A 25,605-nucleotide genomic window follows, 5' to 3' on the forward strand; every position below is an offset into this window, starting at 1 on the left:
CCCGGGCGCGTTTCGCAAGAAGCGGGCCGGAACGCCGCACCCGGACAGGCTCAACGGGTTTTCACCGAGCGCCTTGCCGTAGGTACCGCCCATGGCCTTCACCGCCGCCATGCCGCCGCCTCAAGCCGCCACTGTAGGCGCTGGCGCGGTCGCGGGCGTGGCCGCCACCAGCGTCTTGAGCGCCGGCACGCAGGAGCCGCAGTTGGTGCCGCAGCGCAGTTGAGACTGCAACTGCGACAGGCGCTCGACGCCGCTGCCGCGGCAGCCGGTGAGGGCCTCGCGGATTTGCGGCTCGCTCACGTTGAAGCAGGCGCACACCTGCTTGCCGCGCGGCGCCAGCGCCACGGGGGGCTTGGCGCCGGGGGCCAGCAGCAGCCGGCCGTAGGCTTGGGCGGGCAGCTCATCCTGCAGCAGGGCCTTGATCCAGCTCTCGGCGCTGGCGTCGCCGGCCAGCAGCACGGCTTCGAGCCGGCTGTCGCCGCCCACCGTGGCGAGCTTGACCGTGCGGCGCTGGCCACGCTTGCGGTCCTCGTAGCGCAGGGCGCGCACGCCGGGGCCGGCCAGGCCCAGCAGCCGCTCGACCTCGTCGACCAGCTCCAGCGGCGGCGGCGCGTCGGCCGCGGCGCGGAACAGCACGCCGCTGCGCTGGTGGCCGAAGGGCACGCAACTGGCGTAGTCGAAGCGCTCCATCAGCGGGCGCAGCGCGGTGCGCGCGGCCTGCGCGTCCTCGTCCGGCAGCCAGGCCAGGGCCAGCAGCCGCCACGGCAGCTCGGCCTTGAGCAGCTTCACCGCCGCGTGCTTGAGCTCCGGCTGCTTGGAGATGGGGCAGAACGCGGGCGAGGTGAGGGCGTTGACGCCCGCCAGCGGTTCGCCGCGGCTACTGCGGCCGCAGACGAACTCCGAGCCCCAGTGCATGGGAATGAAGGCCTGCGTCAGCGGCACGCCCTCGTTGGCGGCCACGGGCAGCAGGATGGAGCCACGCCGCGAGGTGACGTGCAGCAGGTCGCCCTCGGCCACGTTCAGCCGCGCCAGCTCCTGCGGATGCAGCTCCACCGCCGGCTCCGGCACGTGGCCGAAGAGGCGGCCCAACACCCCCGTGCGGCTCATGCCGTGCCACTGGTCGCGCAGCCGCCCGGTGTTGAGGCTGAAGGGAAAGCGGCCGTCGCGCGGCTCGGCCACGGGCTCATAAGCCAGGTCGGCGAACCTGGCGCGGCCGTCGGCGGTGGGAAACACGCCGTCTTCATAGAGGCGCGCGCGGCCCTGCGTGGCGCCCTGCGGCATGGGCCACTGCTGCGGCCCGGCCGTCTCCAGCACGTCCCAGCTCAGGCCGGTGATGTCCAGGTCCCGCCCGCGCGTGCTTTCGCGGTGCTCCAGCCACGCGGCTTGCGGCGAGGCATAGGCGAAGAGCGGGGGTTTTCCGGGCCGCAGCCGGCCTTCCAGCCGCTGCGCGAACTCGGTGGCGATGGCGAAATCGCTGCGCGCCTCGCCCGGCGCCGCCACGGCCGCGCGCACGCGGCTGATGCGGCGCTCGCTGTTCGTCACGGTGCCTTCCTTCTCGCCCCAGGAGGCGGCCGGCAGCAGCAGGTCGGCAAAGGCGGCGGTGGCGGTGTCGCGGAAAGCTTCCTGCACCACCACGAACTCCGCCTGCTGCAGCGCACGGCGCACCGTCGCCTGGTCGGGCAGGGACTGCGCCGGGTTGGTGCAGGCGATCCACAGCGCCTTGATCTCGCCGTCGGCCGCCGCCTCGAACATCTCGACGGCGGTCTTGCCCGCACGCGAGGGCACGTCGTCCACGCCCCACAGCCGCGCCACCTCGGCGCGGTGCTCGGGGTTGGCCATGTCGCGGTGCGCGGACAGCAGGTTGGCGAGGCCGCCCACCTCGCGCCCGCCCATGGCGTTGGGCTGGCCGGTGAGGGAGAAGGGGCCGGCGCCGGCCTGGCCGATCTGGCCCGTGGCCAGGTGCAGGTTCACCAGCGCGGCGTTCTTGGCCGTGCCGTTGCGGCTTTGGTTGAGGCCCTGGCAATACAGCGACAGCGTGGGGGCGCGCGGCGCGCCCGGCGCGCCGTCCAGCCCGGCGAACCAGCGCGCGGCGGTGACGACGTCCTGCTCGCGCAGCCCGGTGATGCGCGCCGTCTCGCGCGGGGTGAACTCGCGCACGCGCTCGCGCAGCGCATCGAACCCCTGCGTGTGCGCGGCGATGTAGGCGTTGTCGGTGAGGCCCTCCCACAGCATGAGGTGCAGCAGGCCGTGGAACAGGGCCACGTCCGTGCCCGGCAGCAGCGCCAGGTGCAGGTCGGCCAGGGCCGCGGTCTCGGTGCGGCGCGGGTCCACCACGATGAGCCGCAGCGCCGGGTTGGCGCGCTTGGCGTCCTCCACGCGGCGCATGAGGATGGGATGCGCCCACGCCATGTTGGAGCCGGCGATGAAGAGGGTGCGCGCGTGCGCGAGGTCCTCGTAGCAGGCGGGCGGCGCGTCCGCGCCCAGCGTGGCCTTGTAGCCGGCCACGGCCGAGCTCATGCACAGCCGCGAGTTGGTGTCGACGTTGTTGGTGCCGATGAGGCCCTTGGCCAGCTTGTTGAAGACGTAGTAGTCCTCGGTTAGCAGTTGGCCGGAGAGGTAGAAGCCCACGGCGTCGCGGCCGTGGCGGCGTATGACGTCCTCGAAACGGTCCGTGGCTTCGGACAGCGCCTCGTTCCAGCCCACGCGCTGCGGCGCCTGGCCGCGCTCGGCGCGGCGCAGGGGGTGCAGCAGGCGCTGGCGCAGCGTCACGGGTGCCGCGGCCGTCAGGTGCAGCGTGCTGCCCTTGCTGCAGAGGCGGCCGAAGTTGGCCGGGTGCTGGGGGTCGCCGCGCACGCCGGTGATCTGCGCGCCATCGCTGTCGATGATCACGCCGCAGCCGACGCCGCAGTAGGGGCAGGTGGAACGGGTTTCAGCCATGTCGTAACCGTGATTCGCGCCGGAAGCGGCGCGCTTAAAGCTGTTGCGGGGTCGGCATGCACGCCGCGCGCGCGCCGCGGCAGGCGGGGCCGGCCTGGGGCAGGGGCAGGTCGATGGCCAGGGTGGCGAGCTGCTGGCGGTCCAGGTGCACCACGCCGCCTTCCACCTTCACGGCGAAGGCGGGGGTGGCGCCCTCGTCCGGCGCGGCCACCTGGCCGCTGTCCAGGGCGATGTTCCAGTTGTGCAGCGGGCAGGCGACGCTGCGGCCGCTGACGATGCCTTGCGACAGCGGGCCGCCCTTGTGCGGGCAGCGGTCCAGCAGCGCGAACACTTCGTCGTCGGCGTTGCGGAACACCGCCACCGGCGCGCCTTGGGGGCGCTCCACGCGGCGGGCGCCGAGCAGGGGCAGCTCGGCCAGGGTGCAGACGGGAATCCAGGCGCTCATGGTCGTCTTGTCTTTCTGTGGAGGAGTTGGATCAGGCCTTGAGGGGCTCGCTGGCGGGCGTTTCAGCCGACAGGGCTTCGGCCGAGACGCGCAGCGGCTCGAACTGCCGCGTGTCCACGCCGGCCTTCACCGCTTCGTGCCAGGGGTCGGGTTGCCCGTCCAGCGCGAACTGCAGCCGCGCCCACAGCGCCTTGCGGTTCTCGGCGTCGTCGAGCACAGCCTTTTTCACATGGTCCAGGCCCACGCGCTCGATGTAGTGCACGGTGCGCTCCAGATACCAGCCTTCCTCGCGGTAGAGCTGCAGGAAGGCGCCGGCGTGCTCCAGCACCTCCTGGGCCGTCTTGACCTTCACGAAGAACTGGGCCACCTCGGTCTTGATGCCGCCGTTGCCGCCGATGTGCAGCTCCCAGCCGGAGTCCACGCCGATGATCCCGACGTCCTTGGTGCCGGACTCGGCACAGTTGCGCGGGCAGCCGCTGACGGCCATCTTGACCTTGTGCGGCGAGTACATGGCCCACAGCGCGTGCTCCAGGTCTTTGCCCAGCTGCGTGCTGTCCTGCGTGCCGAAGCGGCACCACTCGCTGCCCACGCAGGTCTTCACCGTGCGCAGCGACTTGGCGTAGGCCAGGCCGCTGGGCATGCCCAGGTCGCGCCAGACGGCCTGCAGGTTTTCCTTCTTCACGCCCAGCAGGTCTATGCGCTGGCCGCCCGTGACCTTGACGGTGGGAATGGCGTACTTGTCCACCACGTCGGCGATGCGGCGCAGGTCGGAGGCCGAGGTCTCGCCGCCCCACATGCGCGGAATCACGGAGTAGGTGCCGTCCTTCTGGATGTTGGCGTGGCTGCGCTCGTTGACGAAGCGGCTTTGCGGGTCGTCCTGCGCCTCCTTGGGCCAGGTGCTGATGAGGTAGTAGTTGACCGCCGGGCGGCAGCTCGCGCAGCCGTTGGGGTTGCGCCAGCCCAGCGTCGCGTAGACCTGCGGGATGGACAGCAGCTTTTCGCGGCGGATGGCGTCGCGCACGTCCTGGTGGCTGTGGTCGGTGCAGCCGCACAGGGCCTTGTGCTTGGGCGTGGCGGAGTAGTCGCCGCCGGCCGTGAACATGAGGATCTGCTCGACCAGCCCGGTGCAGGAGCCGCAGGAGGCGCTGGCCTTGGTGTGCTTGCGCACGTCCTCCAGCGTGAACAGGCCCTTGTCCTTGATGGCCTTGCAGATGGTGCCCTTGGTCACGCCGTTGCAGCCGCAGACCTCGTCGCTGTCGGCCATGGAGGCGGCCTTGCTGTGGCCCTGGTGGCCGGCGTCGCCCAGGTGGTCCTCGCCGAACATGAGCTTGTCGCGCATCTCGGCCACGCTGCGGCCCTCGCGCAGCAGCTTGAAGTACCAGGCGCCGTCGGCCGTGTCGCCGTACAGGCAGGCGCCCACCAGCTTGTCGTCCTTGAGGACGAGCTTCTTGTAGACGCCGCCGAAGGGATCGCTCATCACGATCTCCTCGCAGTCCTCGCCGCCATTGAAGTTGCCGGCCGAGAACAGGTCTATGCCCGTGACCTTAAGCTTGGTGCTGACCTGGCTGCCCAAGTAGCGGCCGATGCCGAACTGCGCCAGGTGCGTGGCGCACACCTTGCCCTGCTCGAAGAGCGGCGCTACCAGCCCGTAGGCGATGCCGCGGTGCGCCGCGCACTCGCCCACGGCGTAGACGCGCGGGTCGGTGACGGTCTGCATGGTGTCGGTGACGACGATGCCGCGGTTGCAGTGCAAACCTATCTTTTCGGCCAGCGCGGTGTTGGGACGGATGCCGGCGGCCATCACCACCAGGTCGGCCGGGATCTCGCGCCCGTCAGTGAAGCGCACGGCCTTGACGCGGCCGTCGTCGCCGCCCACGAGCGCCTGCGTGTGCGCGCCCATCTCGAACTGCAGGCCGCGGTCCTGCAGCGACTTCTGCAGCATCTTGCCGGCCACCTCGTCGAGCTGGCGCTCCATGAGCGTCGGCGAGATGTGCACCACCGTGACCTGCATGCCGCGCAGCATCAGCCCGTTGGCCGCTTCCAGGCCCAGCAGGCCGCCGCCGACGACCACCGCGTGGCGGTGCGTCTTGGCCGTCTCGATCATGTACTCGGTGTCGGCGATGTCGCGGTAGGCGATCACGCCCTGCAAGTCCTTGCCCGGGACGGGGAGGATGAAGGGGTTGGAGCCGGTGGCGATCAGCAGCCGGTCGTAGGGCACCTCGACGCTGCTGCCGTCCTTGGCGCGGCCGCTGACGATGCGCCTGGCGCGGTTGACCTCGGTGACCTCGCAGCCCAGGTGCAGCGTGATGCCGTGCTCCTCGTACCAGGACAGCGGGTTGAGGATGATCTCGTCGATCGTCTGCTCGCCCGCGAGCACGGGCGACAGCAGGATGCGGTTGTAGTTGGGGTGCGGCTCGGCGCCGAACACCGTGATGTCGTAGAGGTCCGGCGCGATCTTGAGCAGCTCTTCCAGCGTGCGCACGCCGGCCATGCCGTTGCCGATCAGAACCAGTTTCATCTTCTTCATGGCTGCATCCCTGAGGAGGAAGTCGAGAGCGGGGAATTCGGTGCGCGGACAATGGCCGCATGAGTTTTGAAGTCGACATCGGCCACGCGAGCCGCCGCGGTCCGCGCGAGATCAACGAGGACTTCGCCGGCGCGCTGCGCGAGCGCCGCGGGCTGGTGGCGGCCATCGCCGACGGCGTGTCCACCGGCGGCGGCGGGCGCGAGGCGGCGCAGACCAGCGTGATGGGGCTGCTGTCGGACTTCTTCGCCGCCCCGGCCACCTGGGACACCACCGTGGTGCTGGACCGTCTCATTGCCGCCCAAAACAACTGGCTCGTGGCCGTGAACCGCCAGCGCCAGGTGGGCGGCGGCTGGCACCGCCGCGAGGCCGGCCGCGTGGCCGAGCCCACCACGGCGCTGACCACGCTCACCGCGCTGGCGCTGGAGGGCCGCGGCTACACCGTGGCCCACGTGGGCGACACGCGCGCCTGGCTGCTCAGCGGTGGCGAGCTCGCGCCGCTGACCCAGGACCACGCCTTCGACCACCCCGACCAGCGCAGCCGCCTCACCCGCGCCGTGGGCCTGGACGAGGCGCTGAGCGTGGACTACGCGCAGGGCCCGCTGCGCGTGGGCGACGTGTTCGTGCTGACCACCGACGGCGTGCACGGCGTGCTCAAGCGCGCCCGGCTGGCCGAGCTGGCCGCCAAGGGCAGCGCACAGGAGGCCAGCGACGCCATCGTGGAGGCGGCCATTGCCGCCGGCGGCCGCGACAACGCCAGCGCGCTGGTGGTGCGCGTGCTGGGCCTGGACGCCGGCCGGCTGGAGGACGAGCTCGCCCGCTCCCGCCAGTTGCCCGTGCCGGGCCGGCTGAAAGTGGGCGACCGGCTCGACGGCTTCACCATCACGGCCCTGGTGGCCGACAGCGGCGTGCACCGCCTGTACCAGGCGCGCAGCCCGCAAGGGACGCTGGTGGCCCTCAAGACGCTGCACGAGGCCCGCGCCAGCGACCCCGAGGAGCGCGCCATGCTGGCCCACGAGGCTTGGCTGGGGCTGCGCTTGGCCGAGGCCGACGCCCCCGGCTTCATTCGCGTGCATGAAGTGCGCAACGCCAGCGCGCTCTACACGGTGTTCGACTGGCACGGCGGGCGCACCCTGGAGCAGTGGCTCAAGGACGGGCAGCGCTTCGGCGTGGACGAGGTGGTGCGCGGCGCCGTCGCCATCACGCGCGCCGTGGGCCGGCTGCACCGCCTGGGCGTGGTCCACCGCGACTTGAAGCCCGGCAACCTGCACTTGGGCGAGGACGGCCAATGGCGCTTGCTGGACCTGGGCACGGCCGTGAGCGCGCACGCCCCGGCCGCGCAGCGCGAGCTGCACGCCGGCACGCCCAGCTTCATGAACCCCGAGCAGTGGGAAGGCGCTGCGGCCGACAGCGGCAGCGACCTCTTCGCCCTGGGCGCGACGCTGTACCTGTGGCTCGGCGGCCATCTGCCCTACGGCGAGGTCGAGCCCTACCAGACGGCGCGCTTTCGGCGCGACCCGCGGCCGTTGTCGCGGCTGCGGCCGGACGTGCCCATCTGGCTGGACCACCTGGTGCTCAAGGCCGTGGCGCGCGACCCGCGCCAGCGCTTCGAAACCGCCGAGGAGCTGCTGCTGGCGCTGCAGCGCGGCGCCTCGCGCAGCTTGGGCGCGCCCACGGCCACGCCGCTGGCCGTGCGCGACCCGCTGGCACTGTGGAAGGCGGCGCTCGTGGTGTCGCTGCTCTTCAACCTGCTGCTGGTCGTGTGGCTGCTGTTCCTGCCGCGCTAGCGTGGCCATGACTGCGCTCCCGGGGTGCTTGTCGTGCGGCGCGGGGCGCTTCAGGCGCGGCGGCGGCTGGTGGACACGCGGGTGACGCGCGGCGCGGCCGACTCGGCTTGGCCGGGCGTGGCGGGGCGGGCGCGGCCGCCCTTTTCGGCCCAAGTGCGGGTCCAGCGGATCTGCACGACGCGCAGCATGCCCAGCATCAGCAGCGCCAGCACCGTGAAGGCCAGGAAGCCGCCCAAGTAGCTGCCCAGGTACTCCTTGGACAGGCCCATGGCGTTGGGCAGGAAGCCGCCGCCCAGGGCGCCGACCTCGCCGATCATGGAGCCGGCCACGGCCGTGCTCAACGGCCAGCGCAGCGGAACGAGCTGGAACAGCGCGCCGTTGCCCGCGCCCAGCGCGGCAAAGCACAGCATGAACAGCAGCGTGGTGCTGGCCAGCGAGGTGCCCGCGAAGCCGCAGGCCGTGAGCGTGGCGGCCACCAGCAGCAGCACGCCGGAGAGGGTGTTGACGCCGCCGATGCGGTCGGAGATCCAGCCGCCGAGCACGCGCACGGCCGAGCCCATCAGCGTGGCTAGCATGGTGAGCTGCCCGGCCTCGACCTTGGTGACCTTGAACTGGTCGTAGAAGTAGGTGGGCAGGAAGCTGGCCAAGCCGATGAAGCCGCCGAAGGTCACGACGTAGATCAGGCTGAAGGCCCAGCCATCCTTCTCGAACAGGCAGCTGATGTGCTCGCGGAAGCTCTGGTGCTCGCGGTCGGGCGGCTCCTTGGCGGCCAACCACATCACCGCCAGCGGCAGCAGCATGGTGGCCGCGGCCAGGCCGTACACCGTCTGCCAGCCGTACTTCATGGCCAGCGGCGGCGCAAACAGCACGGCCAGCACCGTGCCGGAGTTGCCCGCGCCGGCGATGCCCATGGCCAGGCCCTTGTACTTGGGCGGGAACCAGCCGCTGCCCAGGCTCAGCGCCACGCCGAAGCTGGCGCCGGCGATGCCCAGCAGCACGCCCATGGCCAACACGCCGTTGTAGCTGTCAACGAACAGGAAACCGAACAGCAGCGCCGCGATGATCAGCGACATCTCCACCATCGCCGCGTTCTTGCGGCCGATGTACTGCGACAGCACGCCCAGCGGAAAGCGCATGAGCGCCCCGGCCAGGATGGGCACCGACACCATGAAGCCCTTTTGCGCAGCCGACAGCCCGTAGGCCTCGCTGATGAAAGGGCCCATGGCGCCGTTGAGCACCCACACGGCGAAGCAGAAATCGAAGTAAAGGAAGGAAGCGGCCAGCGTGGGCCAGTGCCCGGCACGGGCGAAGGTTTTGAAGCTCGACATCGTGGCGGGGCGCTCAGGCGCGCAGGAAGGGAAGGAAAGGGAAGGCGGGCAACGACAGCGTTCTCATGTGGCTTCTCCGGAGGTACGGCAAAGCGCCCGCTGTGGACGCGGGCAGGAGGCACATGTTTTGGTCACGACGCTGTGGCCAGGACCGGGCGTGCGAGGCCGGCGGTCCGGGTGCAGCGGTGCACCCGCGTGCAGTACTGCACCATCCGTGCCAACCCTTGGTTCCTGGGCGGCCCATGGGCTGCTCTATGCTTGCGCTCCCAATGCCGCCACCCTCATCGCGGCAGCCGTTTCCCCTCTAGTGCCCAGGCCGACGCGAGCGGCCCGCTTCATGACTTCAGCACTCGTCATCACCTCGCCCGGCAGCGGCGCGCCACCGTTGTCCGATGAGCTCCAGGCCGCCGGCATTCACGTCCTTGGTGCCTGCGAATGCGACAAGCTGGTGCAGCAGGCCCTGCGCTGTGCACCCGACGTGGTCGTGTGCTGGGAGCCCAGCCCGGCGGAGGCAGGGCTGTTCGACGCGCTGGAGCTGTTGTCGCGCACGCAACCCATGCCGGTGCTGGTGTTCACCGCCGATGCCGGCGCCGAGGGCGCGCAGCGCGCGCTGGAGCTGGGCGTGGCGGGCTGGGTGGTGCACGGCTATGCGCCCACGCGGCTGCGGCCGCTGCTGCAGCTCGCGCGCGCCCGCTTCGAGCACGAGCAACGTCTGCGCGCCGAGCGCGACGATGCCCACCAGCGGCTGGAGGAGCGCAAGCTGGTGGACCGCGCCAAGGGCATCCTGATGCGCTCGCACGGCCTGTCGGAGGACGAAGCCTTCCGCCGCTTGCGCGGCGCGGCCATGCAGGGCAAGCTGCGCGTGGGCCGGCTGTCGCAGCAGCTCATAGACGCCGCGCGCGATGCCGAGGCGCTCAACCGCAGCGGTCAACTGCGCATGCTCTCGCAGCGCCTGGTGGCGTTGCAGGCGCTGCGCCTGGCACCTGCGCCGGACGTGGACGCCCCGGCCTTGCAGGCCACCGCGCGCAGGCAGGCGCAGCGCAACCTGGACCACCTCTCGCGCACGCTGTCAGCCGCCACCTTGGGCGACCTGCTGCAGCCGCTGCAGGCTGCTTGGGCCGCGCTGGAGCAGGCGCTGGACGGTGCGTCGCGGCTGGAGGCGCTGGCCGGCCTGGACCAGTGTGCCGAGGCGCTCCTGGTGGCCGCCGAGCGGCTCACTCGTGCGCTGGAAGGCGGCAGCGCGCTGCAGACGCTCTCCGCCGTCAATTTGTCCGGGCGCCAGCGCATGCTGGGCCAGCGGCTGCTCAAGCAGGTGCTCATGGGCGCGCTGCTGGCCACGCCGGAAGGCGCGCAGGCGCTGTCGCTGGCCGCGGCCACGGCACGCGACTTCGACCAGGCGCTGCAGCGCCTGCAGCAATTGCCCTTGAGCTCGCCGGCCATACGCATTGCGCTGGATGCCGCGGCGCGCGAATGGCAGCGCATGCAGCAGGGCGTGCGCGAGGCCGGACACGAAACCGGCCGTCGGCAACTGGCACTGTCGGCCGAGGCGCTGCTGGCATGCTTCGAGGATCTCACCGGCGACTACGAGCGCAGCGCGCAAATGCTCTTCGACTGATCTTCCCGGACTGACAAGGCGGAGCGGCCCACACCCATGACTTCGACATCCTCACCCGGCGCGGCACAGGGCGGCTCCACCCCGCCGGACGACCTGCATCTGGCCGGCCTGTTGGGCCACGTGTTGCCGGCCTGGCTGGCGCGGCAGGGCACGCTGCTGGCGGTCAAGGACGCGGCCACGGGCGCTTACGTGCACGTCAACGACGCCATGGCGCAATGGCTGCAATGCGACGCGGCCGCGCTGCGCGCCCAGGGCGACGCGGCCCTGTCCATGCCCTGGCCCGCGCCGCTGCGCGCGGCCGAGCAGCACGCGCTGCAGTTGCCGCCGGACAAGCCGCTGCAAAGCGAGCACCGCTTCGAATGGCGCGGCGCGCTGCACGAGTACAGCGTCTGGCGCGAGCTGCGGCTGCTGGCCGACGGCCGCCGGGTGCTGTGCAGCCTCTGGAGCGACCTTGCGCCGCAGCGACGCGAGCAGCAGCGCGTGCGCGAGCTGCTGCAGCAGATGGAGCAGCAGCAGCGGCTGCTCAACGAGCAGCTCGACCGCCAGGGTGGCGACGGCAGCCCGCTGGACCGCGCCACGGGGCTGCACCTGCGCGAGTTCTTCGATGAGCAGTTGCGCCGCGCGCTGTTGCTGTCGGTGCAGGAGAGCCGCGAGTTCGCGCTGGTGTGGGTCGCGCTGGACGCGCCTGCGGGGCCGGCCTGGGACGAGGCCGCCCAAGCCAGCGTGCGCGCGACGCTGGCGCGGCTGCTGCGTGCCAACACCCGGGCCACGGATTCGACCTGCCACTTGGGCGGCCAGCGCTTTGCCGTGCTCATGGCCAACGTCGGGATGGCGTTGGCCTATGGCCGCATGGAGCAGTTGCGGCGCGAGTGCGCCGCGCAGATCGTGGTCTCCGGCGGGCGGGAGCTGCGCTTCACGGTGTCCATGGGCGTGGCGGGCTGTCCGCACATCGCCGCGGAGTTGACGGAGCTGCAATCGGCCTGCGAAGCCGCCTTGGCCCAGGCGCAGCAGCGCGGGGGCGACCAGGCGGCGCTGGCGCGCGTGCCTTTCCCGGTGCTGCAGTCCTGAAAGCCCGCCGCGCCCGATGGGCGCCAGGGCGGTGCGGCCGTGAGGGCGTGGCCTGCGGGCCTCAGCCGTCCGGCGCGAATCTTCGCTTGGAAGCGCTTGCGGCCATGGCCCCGGATCGGCGAGGCAGGCCGCGGGGCTTCAGCTGTTGAGGCCCTTGTAGAGCATGTAGGCGGCCAGCGCGTAGAGCAGGAAGGCGAAGGCGCGCTTGAGCTGCTTGACGTCCAGGGCATGCGCGGCGCGCGCACCCACGGGGGCCAGCGTCACGCTGGCGGCCGCCACCACGCCCAGCGCAGGCAGGTAGAGATAGCCCAGTGCGCCGGGCAGGGCCGGCGTGAGGCCCATGCCGCCCACCAGGTAGCCCACGGTATTGGCCAGGGCGATGGGAAAGCCCAGCGCCGCGCTGGTGGCCACCGCGTGGTGGATGGGCACGTTGCAGCGGGTCATGAAGGGCACGGAGACGAAGCCGCCGCCCGCGCCCACCAGGCCGGAGAGAAAACCGATCCCGCTGCCTGCGGCGGCCTGGCCCAGGCGGCCGGGCATGTCGCGGTCCGGGTGCGGAGCGCGGGCGCGCAGCATCTGCGTGGCCGAGAAGGCGACGAAGGCGGCGAAGAACAGCGCCAGCGCCTGTCCCTTGACCAGGGCAAAGGCGCCGGCCCCGGCCACCAGGCCGCCCAGCACGATGCCCGGCGCCATGTTGCGCACCAGCGGCCAGCGCACCGCGCCGCGCTTGTGGTGCGCGCGCACGCTGGACAGCGAGGTGAAGACGATGGTGGTCATGGACGTGGCGATGGCCATCTTGACCGACATGCCCGGCGCCACGCCGCGCTGCGACAGGATGAAGCTCAGGAAGGGGACGAGCAGCATGCCGCCGCCAATGCCCAGCAATCCGGCCAGGAAGCCGGTGCAGCAGCCCAGCAGCAGCAGCTCGGCCACGAGAGAAAGGTCCATGGGTGCCAACGAAGCCAGGCCGTCCGGCCATGGCCTGGAACGAGCAGGCTCCAACGCGCCGAGCCGGCCCAAGCCGCCGGCCGGGCCGTTCGCCGCGCGGGCAAGACGGATGTCAAAGAGAAGTGGGGGTGTCCACCGCGAGCCGTGGGCCGCATTCCTGAACCCAGGGGATTCAGGTGGGCCAGGTCAGTAAGACTTCGGGTTCGTCTGACGCGAGACGATCTCACCTGTCCAACGATGTTCCAAGCCCTTGCTCGCGAGAGCATCGGTTCAAGGAAATATAGAACCCACGCGAACGCAGCGGACGGTTTGGATTTTACGCCCGTGGTCGACGCTTAGCGGCTGAAGTGCGGGCATCAACCCTGTCAAGTCGTGCGCGAAGCCTCTTGCGTTCCCAATGCACGGTCTATGCGGGCAATGAGCGCCTGCAATTGCGCCGCGGGCAGGGCTTGCGCGGCGGTGGCCGCATCGCCGGTTTCGGCGGCGGGCGCAGGCACAGCCGCCGGCCGTTGGGCCAGTTGGTAGGCCAGGTTGAGCGCGGCCAGCACGGCGATGCGCTCGCGTGCCTTGATGCGGCCGGCGTCGCGTATGGCGGTCATTTCGCGGTCCACTTGCGCGACGGCGGCCTGCAGCGCCTGCTCGCCGCCTTCGGGGCAGCCCAGCAGGTAGCTCTGGCCGAGGATGGTGACTTCGAGCTGTTTCATGGCTTGGCTCAACCCTGGCGGGCGGCATCGGTGGTGGAGAGCCGCTCGATGAGGACGTCTATGCGCGAGCGCGCGGCATTCAGGCGCGAGCGCAACTGGTCGCGCTCGGTGCCCAGTTCGGCGTGCTGCCTTTGCAGCTCGGCGTGGGCTTGCTGGAGCTGCTCGTGGCGGTGCGCGAGCAGCTCGATGCGCTCGGCAAGTTCTTCCAGGGTCGGCATGGCGTGGCGGACAGGGTGGGGCCGGGATTGTAGGCCGGGCGCCGTCAGGGCCGGTTGCTTTGGAACCAGTCGCAGCAATCGGTCACGCTGCAGCGCTCGCACAGCGGGCGGCGGGCCTGGCAGACGTAGCGGCCGTGCAGGATGAGCCAGTGGTGGGCGTCCACCCGGTACGGGGCCGGCACGCGGCGCAGCAGGCCTTGTTCGACCTCCAGCGGCGTGCGCCCGGGTGCCAGCCCGGTGCGGTTGCCCACGCGGAAGATGTGCGTGTCCACCGCCATGGTGGGCTCGCCGAAGGCGACGTTGAGCACCACGTTGGCCGTCTTGCGGCCCACGCCGGGCAGGGCCTCCAGCGCCTCGCGGCTGCGCGGCACACGCCCGTCATGCTGCTCGACCAGGATGCGGCTGGTGTTCCAGAGGTTCTTGGCCTTGGTCGGGTACAGGCCCACGCTGCGGATGTAGCCGGCGATGCCGTCTATGCCCAGCGCCAGCATGCGCTGCGGCGTGTTGGCCACGGGAAAAAGACGCCGGGTGGCCTTGTTCACGCCCACGTCGGTGGACTGCGCCGACAGCAGCACCGCCGCCAGCAGCTCGAACACGTTGGTGAACTCCAGCTCGGTGGTGGGCTGCGGATTGGCGGCGCGCAGCGTGGCGAAGAAACGCTCGACGGCCTGGTCGTCCATGGCGCTGCCCGTATTCCGCGTCATGCCCGCGGCGCGCGTTGCGCGCGGGCGCGGGCCAGCGCGGCCTCGATGACGGCGCGCTTCTTGTCCAGCACCTGCGGGTCTTCGTGCCGGCTGTGGGCGGGCAGGTCGGCGAGCTTCGTTTCAGCCTTGGCAATGAGGCGCTCGCGCGTCTGCTCCTCCTGCCGCGCCAGCCGGCGGCGGTGCTCCTCGTAGCGCGCGCGGGCGTGGTCGGCCTGCGCAGGGCTCCAGGCGGCCCAGCCGGTGGCGGTGGTGACGTCTTCCAGCACGATGCAGTCCACGGGGCAGGCGCTCACGCACAGCTCGCAACCGGTGCACTCGTTCTCGATGACGGTGTGCATGCGCTTGTTGGCGCCGGCAATGCAGTCCACCGGGCAGGCCTTGATGCACAACGTGCAGCCGATGCACCAGGCCTCGTCGATGAAGGCCAGCTTGCGTGGCACTTCGGCGCCGCAGGCGGCGTCCAGCGGTTTGACCGGGCGGCCGGTGAGGGCTGCGAGCCGGCGCACGCCTTCGGCGCCGCCGGGTGGGCAGCGGTCGATGTCAGCCAGGCCCTGTGCGATGGCCTGGGCGTAGCCGCGGCAGTCGGGGTAGCCGCAGCGCGTGCACTGTGTCTGCGGCAGCGCCGCGTCGAGCTCGGCGGCCAGGCCCTGCAGCGGGGACGGTGAAGGTGTTGGGGTCAGAGCTTCAGGCACCGGCTTTCGTCGTGGAGCGCTTGGAGCGCGTGGGCGCAGTCAGCGGTTCGGCCGCCGCGTCGGTCAGGGCGGCGGGCTTGGCCGGGCTACCCTGGTCGGCATCGAAGCGGGCGATGAAGTCGCGCACTTGCGGATAAACCTTCTCGCGCCAGCGGCGGCCCGAGAAGATGCCGTAGTGGCCTGCGCCTTCCACGTCGTAGTGGAACTGGCGCTCCTTGGGGATGCCGGTGCACAGGTCGTGCGCGGCACGGGTCTGGCCGGCGCCCGAGATGTCGTCGAGCTCGCCTTCCACCGTCAGCAGCGCGCTGGTGGTGATGTCCTGCGGCTTGACCAGCTCGCCCTCGACCATCCAGGTGCCGTTGACCAGGGCGAAGTCCTGGAACACGGTCTTGATGGTCTCCAGGTAGTAGTCGGCTGGCATGTCCAGCACGGCGTTGTACTCGTCGTAGAACTTGCGGTGGGCTTCGATGCTGTCCTCGTCGCCGCGGATGAGGTCCAGGAAATAGTCGTAATGCGAGCTCAGATGGCGGTCCGGGTTCATGGCCACGAAGCCCGTGTGCTGCAGGAAGCCCGGGTAGACGCGGCGGCCGGCGCCGGGGTAGTTGGGCGGCACGCGGTAGATCACGTTGTTCTCGAACCACTCGTGGCGCTTGTTCATCGCCAGGTTGTTCACCGCGGTGGGTGAGCGGCGCGCGTCGATGGGGCCGCCCATCATGGTCATGGTACGTGGCGTGGCCTCGCCACGGCTGGCCAGCAGCGACACCGCGGCCAGCACCGGCACGGTGGGCTGGCACACGGAAATCACGTGCACTTGCGGGCCGATGTGGCGGATGAAATCCTGCACATAGCCCACGTAGTCGTTGAGATGGAAGGGGCCGGCCTCGGCAGGCACCATGCGCGCGTCGGTCCAGTCGGTGATGTAGACCTTGTGGTCATGCAGCAGCGAGCGCACCGTGTCGCGCAGCAGCGTGGAGTGGTGGCCCGACAACGGCGCCACGACCAGCACCGTGGGCTGGTTCTTCATGGCGGTGAGGGCCTGTACGTCGTCGGTGAAGCGCTTGAAGCGCAGTAGCCGGCAGAAGGGCTTTTGCAGCGCCACGCGCTCCTGCACGGCCACCTCGACGCCGTTGACGGTGGCCGAGGTGATTTCGAACTGGGGCTTCTCGTAGTCCTTGGCCAGCCGGTGCATCAGGTCCAGCGCAGCGGAGATGCGCTGCGACAGGATGGAATGCGCAAAAGGCGACAGCGGATGGTCGTACAGCTTGGAAGCCGCGCTGGCGAACTCGGAGAAAGGCGCCATCAAGGCGCGCTGGCTTTCATAGAGCTGATACAGCATCGGGATGAACCTCGCAGCAAATGGGGGACGACGTCTTGGAGGGTAAGGCAGCATGCGCGCCGCAATTGATCCGAACCTGACAGGACTTCTTCATTTTGTGCAGGTGCAGCAATTTTTATGCGCGGACGGCCGCGAGACTGCCACCCCGTGGCAATCCAAGGATGCGCAAAGGGCCGGAAAACCGGCCCCAGCGAGATGCAGTTCACGGAAATCAAGCCGCCACGGTGGCGGCTTGATACTGCTGAGTCAGTGCCTTTTCGGCTCAGGCTGCGACCTTGGCGATGGCCGAGGCCACTGCGTCGATGTTGCGGGTGTTGAGGGCAGCCACGCAGATGCGGCCGGAATCCACGCCGTACACGCCGAACTCGCTGCGCAGGCGCTGCATCTGCTCCTTGCCCAGGCCGGAGTAGCTGAACATGCCCTTCTGGCGGACGATGTAGGACACGTCCTGCTTCAAGCCCGCGGCCTGCAGCTTTTCCACCAGCAGCGAACGCATGAGCTTGATGCGCTGGCGCATGCCGGCGAGCTCTTCCTCCCACTGCGCGCGCAGCGCGGGCGTGGTGAGCACGGTGGCCACGACCTGCGCGCCGAAGGTCGGCGGGTTGGAGTAGTTGGTGCGGATGACGATCTTGAGCTGGCTCAGCACGCGGGCGGCCTCGTCGGCGCTGTCGCACACCACGCTGAGCGCACCCACGCGTTCGCCGTAGAGCGAGAAGCTCTTGGAGAACGAGGTGGAGACGAAGAAGTCGATGCCCGCGTCCAGGAATTGCTGGATCACGGCGCCGTCTTCGGCAATGCCTTCGCCAAAGCCTTGGTAGGCCATGTCCAGGAAGGCCACCAGGCCGGCGCTCTTGACGGCCTGCACCACCTGCGTCCACTGCGCAGGCGTGATGTCGTAGCCGGTGGGGTTGTGGCAGCAGGCGTGCAGCACCACGACGGTGCCCTTGGGCGCACCTTGCAGGGCGGCCAGCATGTCGTCGAAGCGGACGCCGCGCTTGTCGGCGTCGTAATACGGGTAGGTGCCGACTTCGAAGCCCGCGTTGGCGAACAGGGCGCGGTGGTTTTCCCAGCTCGGGTCGCTGATGAGCACCTTGGCCGCCGGGTCCACGCGCTTGAGGAAGTCGGCGCCGATCTTGAGGCCGCCGGTGCCGCCCAGGGCCTGCACGGTGGCCACGCGGCCGCCCTTGACGGCGTCGCTCTCGGCGCCGAACACCAGGCCTTGCACGGCCTTGTCGTAGGCGGCGATGCCGTCGATGGGCAGGTAGCCGCGGGGCTTCTTGGCGGACAGCAACTGCTCTTCGGCGGCGGCGACGCACTTGAGAAGCGGCAGCTTGCCCTCATCGTCGAAATACACGCCCACGCCCAGGTTCACTTTGGCGGGGTTGGGGTCGGCGGCGAATTGTTCGTTGAGGCCCAGGATCGGGTCGCGCGGGGCCATTTCGACGGCGGCAAACAAGGACATGGGTGCTTCCAGCAATGGGGGAGAGGAGCGCCGCCGCTGTGGGAACGGGCGATGCGCTAGGCTGTCGGATTGCCCTGCGGATGCATGTGGATGCATTTGCGCAAGGCGCGCAATTCTAAGCGCCCCGCCGTTTTCACCGCTTTCTCCAGGATCGTCCGATGCCTTCCCCCAAGCCCGCCAAGCTCGCCCAGCCCGTTTCGGCCGTCCCGGGCTCCGCCGCCGCGCTGGAGCCGCAGCAGGTGCCGCAGGAAGAAGTGGCCGCGCCGCAGGGCGAGTTCGCCCGCTATCCCGGCTCGCCCTTCGAGCTGTTCCAGCCCTATCCGCCTGCGGGTGACCAGCCCGCGGCCATCGAGCAGTTGGTGGAAGGCGTGCAGGACGGCCTGAGCTTCCAGACGCTGCTGGGCGTCACCGGCTCCGGCAAGACCTTCACCATGGCCAACACGATTGCCCGGCTGGGCCGGCCGGCCATCGTGTTCGCGCCCAACAAGACGCTGGCCGCACAGCTCTACAGCGAGTTCCGCGAGTTCTTTCCCAAGAACGCGGTCGAGTACTTCGTCAGCTACTACGACTACTACCAGCCCGAGGCCTACGTGCCGCAGCGCGATCTCTTCATTGAAAAGGACAGCGCGATCAACGAGCACATCGAGCAGATGCGGCTGTCGGCCACCAAAAGCCTGCTGGAGCGGCGCGACGTGATCATCGTCGCCTCGGTCTCGGCCATCTACGGCATAGGCAACCCGGCCGACTACCACCAGATGGTGATGACGCTGCGCGTGGGCGACAAGATGGGCCAGCGCGACGTCATCGCCCAACTCGTGCGCATGCAGTACGCGCGCAATGAAATGGAATTTGCCCGCGGCAACTTCCGCGTGCGCGGCGACACGATAGACGTCTTCCCCGCCGAGCACTCGGAGCTGGCCATACGCATAGAGCTGTTCGACGACGAGGTCGAGTCGCTGCAGCTCTTCGATCCGCTCACCGGGCGCATCCGCCAAAAGATCCCGCGCTTCACCGTCTATCCCAGCAGCCACTACGTGACGCCGCGCGAGCGCGTGCTTGCCGCCATAGAGGGCATCAAGGCCGAGCTGCGCCAGCGCGTGGACGAGTTCGTGGCCCAGGGCAAGCTGGTGGAGGCGCAGCGCCTGGAGCAGCGCACGCGCTTCGACCTGGAGATGCTGCAGGAGGTCGGCCACTGCAAGGGCATCGAGAACTACACCCGCCACCTCTCCGGCGCCGAGCCCGGCTCGCCGCCGCCCACGCTGGTGGACTACCTGTCGCGCGACGCGCTCATGTTCTTCGACGAGTCGCACGTGCTCATAGGCCAGTTCGGCGGCATGTACAACGGCGACCGTGCCCGCAAGACCACGCTGGTGGAGTACGGCTTCCGGCTGCCCTCGGCGCTGGACAACCGGCCGCTGAAGTTCGAGGAGTTCGAGACCAAGATGCGCCAGTGCGTCTTCGTCTCGGCCACGCCCGCCGACTACGAAAAGCGCCATGCCGGCCAGGTGGTGGAACAGGTGGTGCGGCCCACGGGCCTGGTGGACCCGGAGATCGAGGTGCGCCCCGCGCTGCACCAGGTGGACGACGTGCTGCAGGAAATCCGCGACCGCGTCGATCGCGACGAGCGCGTGCTCATCACCACGCTGACCAAGCGCATGGCCGAGCAGCTCACCGACTACCTCACCGACAACGGCGTGAAGGTGCGCTACCTGCACTCCGACGTGGATACGGTGGAGCGGGTGGAAATCATCCGCGACCTGCGGCTGGGCCTCTTTGACGTGCTGGTGGGCATCAATCTGCTGCGCGAGGGCCTGGACATTCCCGAGGTGTCGCTGGTGGCCATCCTGGACGCGGACAAGGAAGGCTTTCTTCGCGCCGAGCGCAGCCTGATCCAGACGATAGGCCGTGCCGCGCGCAACGCCTCGGGCAAGGCCATCCTCTACGCCGACAAGACCACCGACTCCATGCGCCGTGCCATCGACGAGACGCTGCGCCGCCGCGCCAAGCAGGAGGCGTTCAACGCCGAGCACGGCATCACGCCGCGCACGGTGCGCAAGCAGGTGCGCGAGATGATCGACGGCGTGGTCTCCGACAAGACCGCCAAGGACGATCTCAAGAACGCCCAGGCCGCCGCCGCTGTGGAGGCCATGAGCGAAAAGGACCTGGGCAAGCGCATCAAGCTGCTGGAAAAGCAGATGCTGGAACACGCGCGCAACCTGGAGTTCGAGCAGGCGGCGCGGCTGCGCGACCAGCTCGCCCTGCTGCGCGAGCAGGCCTTTGGCGCCGCCGGGCACGACAGCAACGTCGTGCCCATCACCGGCCGCGGCTGACGCGCTGCGCACCCGGCCGGCGTGCAGCACGCTCCTGGCGCGGGCGCAAGCCCGCCAAGAGGGTCTGGCAAAGTGCGCAATCGGTCATGGAGCACTCCCCGCGGATTTGCGCCAGCGCAAAGCGTCTGCAATCGGCGTATCGTTCCAGGGTGTAAACCCTGATGGCACTAAGGGAACTTCTGCGTAGTTCCCCTGAGTCCAAAGGGAGGCTTCATGTATAATCGACCAAAACACTCGGGATAGACCGGGTGTAGGCCCCTCGAAAGAGGGCCCAGGTCGCATGACGGCCGACCCGTGTGATCCGCGGGAGGACAGGGTCAAGCGATTGCCGCCGCTGCGGCGCAGGAGTATTTCGATGCGTCTTACCACCAAAGGCCGTTTTGCCGTCACCGCGATGATCGATCTGGCGCTGCGCTCGCATTCGGGCCCGGTGGCGCTGGCGGCCATCAGCCAACGTCAGCAGATCTCGTTGTCGTACCTGGAGCAGCTCTTCGGCAAGCTGCGCCGCCACGAGTTGGTGGAGAGCACCCGCGGCCCCGGCGGCGGCTACTCCCTGGGCCGCAAGGCCGAGGACATCACCGTGGCCGACATCATCGTCGCCGTGGACGAGGCGCTGGACGCTACGGGCTGCGGCGGCAAGGAAAACTGCATGGGCGAGGACTCCGGGCGCTGCATGACGCACGAGCTCTGGACCAACCTCAACAACAAGATGATCGAGTACCTCGATTCCATCTCGCTGCAAAAGCTCGTGGACGACCAGATCGCCAAGGGCGTGTCGGTGGAAGAGGCCCCCGTCAAGCGCGCCATCTCCAGCACCCCTGTGGTCAAGCCCATCAAGGTCACGGCGCCCAACTCGGTTTTCGCCCTGGGCAACGCCTTCACCAAGTGAGCGCGGCCCGCGCCTGACGCGGGTTGGCTCGTGATCCATACCGCGGGCGGCGTGCCGCTCGCCCAACCGCACGACTAGAAGTTCTTTTCCCATGGACATGACGCCGCATTTCCCGATCTACATGGACTACGGCGCCACCACGCCGGTGGACCCGCGCGTGGTGGACGCGATGGTGCCGTGGCTGCGCGAGCACTTCGGCAACCCCGCCTCGCGCAGCCATGCCTGGGGCTGGGAAGCGGAAGAGGCTGTGGAAAAGGCGCGCGCGCAGGTGGCTGACTTGATCAACGCCGACCCGCGCGAGATCGTGTGGACCTCCGGCGCCACCGAGTCCAACAACCTCGCCCTCAAGGGTGCGGCGCATTTCTACAAGACCCGCGGCAAGCACATCATCACCGTCAAGACCGAGCACAAGGCGGTGCTGGACACGGTGCGTGAGCTGGAGCGTCAGGGCTTTGAGGCGACCTACCTGGACGTGCAGGAAGACGGGCTGCTGGACCTGGAGAAATTCAAGGCCGCGCTGCGCCCGGACACCATCCTGGTGTCGGTCATGCTCGTGAACAACGAGATCGGCGTGGTCCAGGACATCCCGACCATTGGCTCCATTTGCCGTGAGCGCGGAATCATCTTCCACGTCGACGCCGCACAGGCCACCGGCAAGGTGGAGATCGACCTGCGCACGCTGCCCGTGGACTTGATGAGCCTGGCTTCGCACAAGACCTACGGTCCCAAGGGCATAGGCGCGCTTTACGTGCGCCGCAAGCCGCGCGTGCGCCTTGAAGCGCAGATGCACGGCGGCGGCCACGAGCGGGGCATGCGCTCCGGCACGCTGCCCACGCACCAGATCGTGGGCATGGGCGAGGCCTTCCGCATCGCCAAGGAAGAGATGCACACCGAGCACGAGCGCATTCGCGCCCTGCAGCAGCGGCTGCTCAAGGGGCTGTCGGACATCGAGCAGACCTTCGTGAACGGCCATCTTGAAAAGCGCGTGCCGCACAACCTCAACATCAGCTTCAACTTCGTCGAGGGCGAGTCGCTGATCATGGGCATCAAGGGTATCGCCGTGAGCTCGGGCTCTGCCTGCACTTCGGCCAGCCTGGAGCCCAGCTACGTGCTGCGCGCCCTGGGTCGCAGCGACGAGCTGGCGCACTCCAGCCTGCGCATGACGATTGGACGCTTCACGACCGAGGAAGAGATCGACTACGCCGTCACCACCCTCAGAGAGCGCGTGGCCAAGCTGCGCGAGCTCTCGCCGCTGTGGGAGATGTACCAAGACGGCGTGGACCTCAACACGATCCAGTGGAGCGCGCATTGAGCCGTGAGCTGAAGGCGTACCGGTTTTTCAAACATTCGGAGTAAGGGTCATGGCATACAGCGACAAAGTGGTGGATCACTACGAGAACCCGCGCAACGTGGGCTCCTTCGGCAAGGGCGACGAGACGGTGGGTACCGGCATGGTGGGTGCACCGGCCTGCGGCGACGTGATGAAGCTGCAGATCAAGGTCAACCCGGCCACGGGCCTGATCGAGGACGCCAAGTTCAAGACCTACGGCTGCGGCTCGGCCATTGCGTCGAGCTCGCTGGTCACGGAGTGGGTCAAGGGCAAGTCGCTGGACGAGGCGCTGACCATCAAGAACACCCAGATCGCCGAGGAACTGGCGCTGCCGCCGGTCAAGATCCACTGCTCCATCCTGGCCGAAGATGCGATCAAGGCCGCGGTGGACGACTACAAGGCCAAGCACGGCGCGCCGGCCAAGGCCCAATAAGGCCATGGCCGTCACGCTGACTGAAGCGGCCGCCCGCCACGTCACCCGCTACCTCGCACGCCGGGGCAAGGGTGTGGGCGTGCGGCTGGGTGTGAAGACCACCGGCTGCTCCGGCATGGCCTACAAGCTGGAGTACGCCGACGAGGTGGCGCCCGAGGACCATGTGTTTGAAGGCCACGGCGTCAAGATCCTGATCGACCCCAAGAGCCTGCCTTACCTGGACGGCACGGAGCTGGACTTCGTGCGCGAAGGGCTCAACGAGGGCTTCAAGTTCCACAACCCGCGCGAGAAGGACCGCTGCGGCTGCGGTGAATCCTTCCGCGTCTGAGCCCGCCTTTCGCGCATGCCGGTGCCGCCTGCGGGCGGCACTGTCATTGCGTCAATGACAATGCGCGCGCGCCGCGCCGCTCCTATCGCCGGCCCGGCCCGCGTTCATGAACCTCACCGACGACGACTTCACACTCTTCGGCCTGCCGCAGAAGTTCGCCCTGGACCGCACCGCGCTGGACGCCTGCTGGCGCCAGCTCCAGGCCCGCGTGCATCCGGACCGTTTCGCCGCCGAAGGCGCCACCGCCCAGCGCCTGGCCATGCAATGGTCGGTACGTGTGAACGAGGCTTACCGGCGCTTGCGTGACCCGCTCACGCGCGCGGCCTACCTCTGCGAGCTGCGCGGCGCCCCCATCGACGCCCACAACAACACCGCCATGCCCGCGGCCTTCCTGATGCAGCAGATGGAATGGCGCGAGACGCTGGAGGAGGCGGACGCCGCCGCCGAAGTCGAGTCGCTGGACGACGAAGTGCGCACCGCCGAGCGGGCGCTGCTGGACGAGGTGCGCCAGCTCCTGGACGAACGCGGCGACGCCGCCACGGCCGCCCAACGCGTCAGAGCCCTCATGTTCGTCGCGCGCTTTCGCGAGGACATCGAGGCCCGCTTGGATGCGCTGGGACAATAACGGCCCTCGCAGGTTTTCCAGAACAAATACTCATGGCACTGCTTCAGCTCTCCGAACCCGGCCAGACGCCGGACCCGCACCAGCGGCGCATCGCCGTCGGCATCGACTTGGGCACCACGCACTCGCTGGTGGCCGCGGTGCGCCATGGGGTGGCCGAGTGTCTGCCGGACGAGCAGGGCCGCGTCATCCTGCCCTCGGCCGTGCGTTACCTGGAAGGCGGTCGCCGCCAGATCGGCCACGAGGCCCTGGCCGTGCAGGCGGACGACCCGGAGAACACGGTGGTCTCCGTCAAGCGGTTCATGGGCCGCAAGCTGGCTGACTTGAGTGGCCACGCCAAGTTGCCCTACCGCTTCGTGGACCAGCCCGGCATGGTGGCCGTGCACACGCGCGAGGGGGTGAAGTCGCCCGTGGAGGTGTCCGCCGAGATCCTGGCCACGCTGCGCTTTCGCGCCGAGGACACGTTCAACGACGACCTGTTCGGCGCCGTCATCACCGTCCCGGCCTACTTCGACGACGCGCAGCGCCAGGCCACCAAGGACGCGGCCAAGCTCGCCGGCATCAACGTGCTGCGCCTGATCAACGAGCCCACCGCGGCGGCCGTGGCCTACGGCCTGGACAACGGCAGCGAGGGCCTCTACGCCGTCTACGACCTGGGCGGCGGCACCTTCGACATCTCGCTGCTGCGCCTGACCAAGGGCGTGTTCGAGGTGGTGGCCACCGGCGGCGATGCCGCGCTGGGCGGTGACGACTTCGACGCCCTGTTGGCTGACTGGGCCCTGGCGCAAAGCGGCCGCGAGGCCGTGGGCGCCGACTTCAGCGCTCACGACAAGCGTGCGCTGCTGGTCAGCGCCCGCGCGGCCAAGGAAGCGCTCAGCGCCGCCGGGCAGGCCGTGCTGCGCTGCGAGTTGGCCGACGGCCTCATCGAGGTACCGGTCACGCGCTCGCAGTTCGAGGCGATCACCAAGCCGCTGGTGGACCGCACGCTGACCTCGGTGCGCCGCGTGCTGCGCGACGCCAAGGTGGCGCGCGACGAGGTGCAAGGCGTGGTCATGGTCGGCGGCTCCACGCGCATGCCCGTGGTGCGCCATGCCGTGGGCGCCTTCTTCGAGCGCGAACCGCTGGTCAATCTCAACCCCGACGAAGTGGTGGCCCTGGGCGCCGCGGTGCAGGCGCACCAGCTTGCCGGCCACGCCGGCGCCGACGACATCCTGCTGCTCGACGTCATTCCTCTGTCGCTGGGCATAGAGACCATGGGCGGCTTGGTGGAGCGCATCATCGAGCGCAACACCACCATTCCCGTGGCCAAGGCGCAGGAGTTCACCACCTTCAAGGACGGCCAGACCGCCATGGCCATCCACGTGGTGCAGGGCGAGCGCGAGCTGGTCTCCGATTGCCGCTCGCTGGCGCGCTTCGAGCTGCGCGGCATCCCGCCCATGGTGGCCGGCGCCGCGCGCATACGCGTGACCTTCGAGGTTGACGCCGACGGCCTGCTGCACGTCTCCGCGCGCGAACAAAGCACGGGCGTGGAGGCCGCGGTACAGGTGAAACCCAGCTACGGTCTGGCTGACGAGGACATCGCCCGCATGCTGCAGGAGAGCTTCTCGCAGGCCGATGCCGACATGAGCGCCCGCGCGCTGCGCGAAGCCCGCGTGGACGCCGAGCGCATGCTGCTGGCCACGCAGTCGGCCCTGGCTGCCGACGTGGACCTGCTCTCCGAGCGCGAACGCGCCGACATCGCCGTGCTCATGCGCGAGCTCGCCGAAGCGGCCCAGGGCGAGGATCACACCGTCATCAACGCCGCCGTCGAGCGCCTGGCCAAGGGCACGGAAGCCTTTGCCGCCGCGCGCATGAACCGCGGCATCCAGTCGGCGCTCACCGGCCGCACCATCGAAGAAGTCTGAA

The 25,605-nt window shown here is 69.5% G+C and carries 21 protein-coding genes and 1 other RNA gene; 10 read left to right on the forward strand and 12 right to left on the reverse strand.

Features of this window, described 5'->3' with window-relative positions; translation table 11 throughout:
- Positions 1-120: 120 nt before the first annotated feature.
- The 3 genes from SM757_RS08530 to nirB are packed head-to-tail and all read right to left on the reverse strand — an operon-like array spanning position 121 to position 5,909.
- The gene (locus SM757_RS08530; RefSeq protein WP_322465116.1) at positions 121-2,937 is read right to left on the reverse strand and encodes a nitrate reductase; all 2,817 of its coding nucleotides are present in this window, start codon (positions 2,935-2,937) and stop codon (positions 121-123) included.
- A gap of 34 nt (positions 2,938-2,971) precedes the next feature.
- Positions 2,972-3,382, reverse strand: a complete 411-nt coding sequence (nirD, locus tag SM757_RS08535) for a nitrite reductase small subunit NirD (RefSeq protein ID WP_322465117.1) — start codon at positions 3,380-3,382, stop codon at positions 2,972-2,974.
- A gap of 31 nt (positions 3,383-3,413) precedes the next feature.
- Positions 3,414-5,909 carry a nitrite reductase large subunit NirB gene (gene nirB, locus SM757_RS08540; RefSeq protein ID WP_066333416.1) on the reverse strand — a complete coding sequence of 832 codons (2,496 nt, stop codon included), beginning with the start codon at positions 5,907-5,909 and terminating at the stop codon, positions 3,414-3,416.
- 59 nt (positions 5,910-5,968) lie between these two features.
- Here nirB and SM757_RS08545 point away from each other — a divergent pair, with 59 nt between their 5' ends.
- Positions 5,969-7,693, forward strand: coding sequence for a bifunctional protein-serine/threonine kinase/phosphatase (locus SM757_RS08545; RefSeq protein ID WP_066333409.1), 1,725 nt, complete (start codon positions 5,969-5,971; stop codon positions 7,691-7,693).
- Positions 7,694-7,743: 50 nt separating this feature from the next.
- On the opposite strand, the gene SM757_RS08550 is transcribed toward SM757_RS08545, so the two are convergent.
- Positions 7,744-9,021, reverse strand: coding sequence for an MFS transporter (locus SM757_RS08550; RefSeq protein WP_322465118.1), 1,278 nt, complete (start codon positions 9,019-9,021; stop codon positions 7,744-7,746).
- Positions 9,022-9,358: 337 nt separating this feature from the next.
- On the opposite strand from SM757_RS08550, the gene SM757_RS08555 reads away from it, so the two are divergent.
- Positions 9,359-10,636: a type IV pili methyl-accepting chemotaxis transducer N-terminal domain-containing protein gene (locus SM757_RS08555; RefSeq protein WP_322465119.1), complete on the forward strand. Its 1,278-nt coding sequence runs from the start codon at positions 9,359-9,361 to the stop codon at positions 10,634-10,636.
- Between the two features lie 36 nt (positions 10,637-10,672).
- A complete protein-coding gene (locus tag SM757_RS08560; protein WP_322465120.1) occupies positions 10,673-11,704 on the forward strand; it encodes a GGDEF domain-containing protein in 1,032 nt (343 codons plus the stop codon).
- 138 nt (positions 11,705-11,842) lie between these two features.
- Here SM757_RS08560 and SM757_RS08565 read toward each other — a convergent pair whose 3' ends face one another.
- The 8 genes from SM757_RS08565 to SM757_RS08600 all read right to left on the reverse strand — a co-directional run bounded on the left by SM757_RS08565 (position 11,843) and on the right by SM757_RS08600 (position 17,768).
- Positions 11,843-12,652, reverse strand: coding sequence for a sulfite exporter TauE/SafE family protein (locus SM757_RS08565; RefSeq protein ID WP_066333399.1), 810 nt, complete (start codon positions 12,650-12,652; stop codon positions 11,843-11,845).
- A 128-nt stretch (positions 12,653-12,780) separates the two neighbouring features.
- Positions 12,781-12,959: non-coding RNA, 6S RNA (gene ssrS / locus SM757_RS08570), on the reverse strand.
- A 58-nt stretch (positions 12,960-13,017) separates the two neighbouring features.
- Positions 13,018-13,356, reverse strand: coding sequence for a cell division protein ZapA (locus tag SM757_RS08575; protein WP_066333395.1), 339 nt, complete (start codon positions 13,354-13,356; stop codon positions 13,018-13,020).
- A gap of 8 nt (positions 13,357-13,364) precedes the next feature.
- Complete coding sequence (locus tag SM757_RS08580) at positions 13,365-13,574, reverse strand: hypothetical protein (protein WP_066333392.1); 210 nt, start codon at positions 13,572-13,574, stop codon at positions 13,365-13,367.
- A gap of 44 nt (positions 13,575-13,618) precedes the next feature.
- On the reverse strand, positions 13,619-14,254 hold the full coding sequence (nth, locus tag SM757_RS08585; RefSeq protein ID WP_322465151.1) for an endonuclease III: 636 nt from the start codon (positions 14,252-14,254) through the stop codon (positions 13,619-13,621).
- 20 nt (positions 14,255-14,274) lie between these two features.
- Positions 14,275-14,970, reverse strand: coding sequence for an electron transport complex subunit RsxB (rsxB, locus tag SM757_RS08590; protein WP_322465121.1), 696 nt, complete (start codon positions 14,968-14,970; stop codon positions 14,275-14,277).
- A complete protein-coding gene (locus SM757_RS08595; protein WP_322465122.1) occupies positions 14,963-16,306 on the reverse strand; it encodes a polyhydroxyalkanoate depolymerase in 1,344 nt (447 codons plus the stop codon). Before SM757_RS08595 ends, rsxB begins: the two co-directional genes overlap by 8 nt.
- A gap of 262 nt (positions 16,307-16,568) precedes the next feature.
- Positions 16,569-17,768: an amino acid aminotransferase gene (locus tag SM757_RS08600; protein ID WP_322465123.1), complete on the reverse strand. Its 1,200-nt coding sequence runs from the start codon at positions 17,766-17,768 to the stop codon at positions 16,569-16,571.
- A gap of 158 nt (positions 17,769-17,926) precedes the next feature.
- Here SM757_RS08600 and uvrB point away from each other — a divergent pair, with 158 nt between their 5' ends.
- The 7 genes from uvrB to hscA all read left to right on the forward strand — a co-directional run bounded on the left by uvrB (position 17,927) and on the right by hscA (position 25,604).
- A complete protein-coding gene (uvrB, locus tag SM757_RS08605; protein ID WP_084267256.1) occupies positions 17,927-20,098 on the forward strand; it encodes an excinuclease ABC subunit UvrB in 2,172 nt (723 codons plus the stop codon).
- 355 nt (positions 20,099-20,453) lie between these two features.
- A complete protein-coding gene (gene iscR, locus SM757_RS08610) occupies positions 20,454-20,987 on the forward strand; it encodes a Fe-S cluster assembly transcriptional regulator IscR (RefSeq protein WP_066333385.1) in 534 nt (177 codons plus the stop codon).
- 91 nt (positions 20,988-21,078) lie between these two features.
- Positions 21,079-22,299 (forward strand): IscS subfamily cysteine desulfurase, encoded by a 1,221-nt coding sequence (locus SM757_RS08615; protein WP_322465124.1) that lies wholly within the window; start codon positions 21,079-21,081, stop codon positions 22,297-22,299.
- A gap of 49 nt (positions 22,300-22,348) precedes the next feature.
- A complete protein-coding gene (iscU, locus tag SM757_RS08620; protein ID WP_066333381.1) occupies positions 22,349-22,750 on the forward strand; it encodes a Fe-S cluster assembly scaffold IscU in 402 nt (133 codons plus the stop codon).
- A 4-nt stretch (positions 22,751-22,754) separates the two neighbouring features.
- Entirely contained in the window at positions 22,755-23,078 is a 324-nt protein-coding gene (iscA, locus tag SM757_RS08625) for an iron-sulfur cluster assembly protein IscA (protein ID WP_066333378.1), read from the forward strand.
- A 106-nt stretch (positions 23,079-23,184) separates the two neighbouring features.
- Positions 23,185-23,703 (forward strand): Fe-S protein assembly co-chaperone HscB, encoded by a 519-nt coding sequence (gene hscB, locus SM757_RS08630; protein WP_322465125.1) that lies wholly within the window; start codon positions 23,185-23,187, stop codon positions 23,701-23,703.
- A gap of 32 nt (positions 23,704-23,735) precedes the next feature.
- Positions 23,736-25,604, forward strand: coding sequence for a Fe-S protein assembly chaperone HscA (gene hscA / locus SM757_RS08635; RefSeq protein WP_322465126.1), 1,869 nt, complete (start codon positions 23,736-23,738; stop codon positions 25,602-25,604).
- Position 25,605: the final 1 nt, after the last annotated feature.

Origin of the sequence: Azohydromonas lata (assembly GCF_034427735.1) — a bacterium.
Taxonomy (GTDB): Bacteria; Pseudomonadota; Gammaproteobacteria; order Burkholderiales; family Burkholderiaceae_C; genus Azohydromonas; species Azohydromonas lata.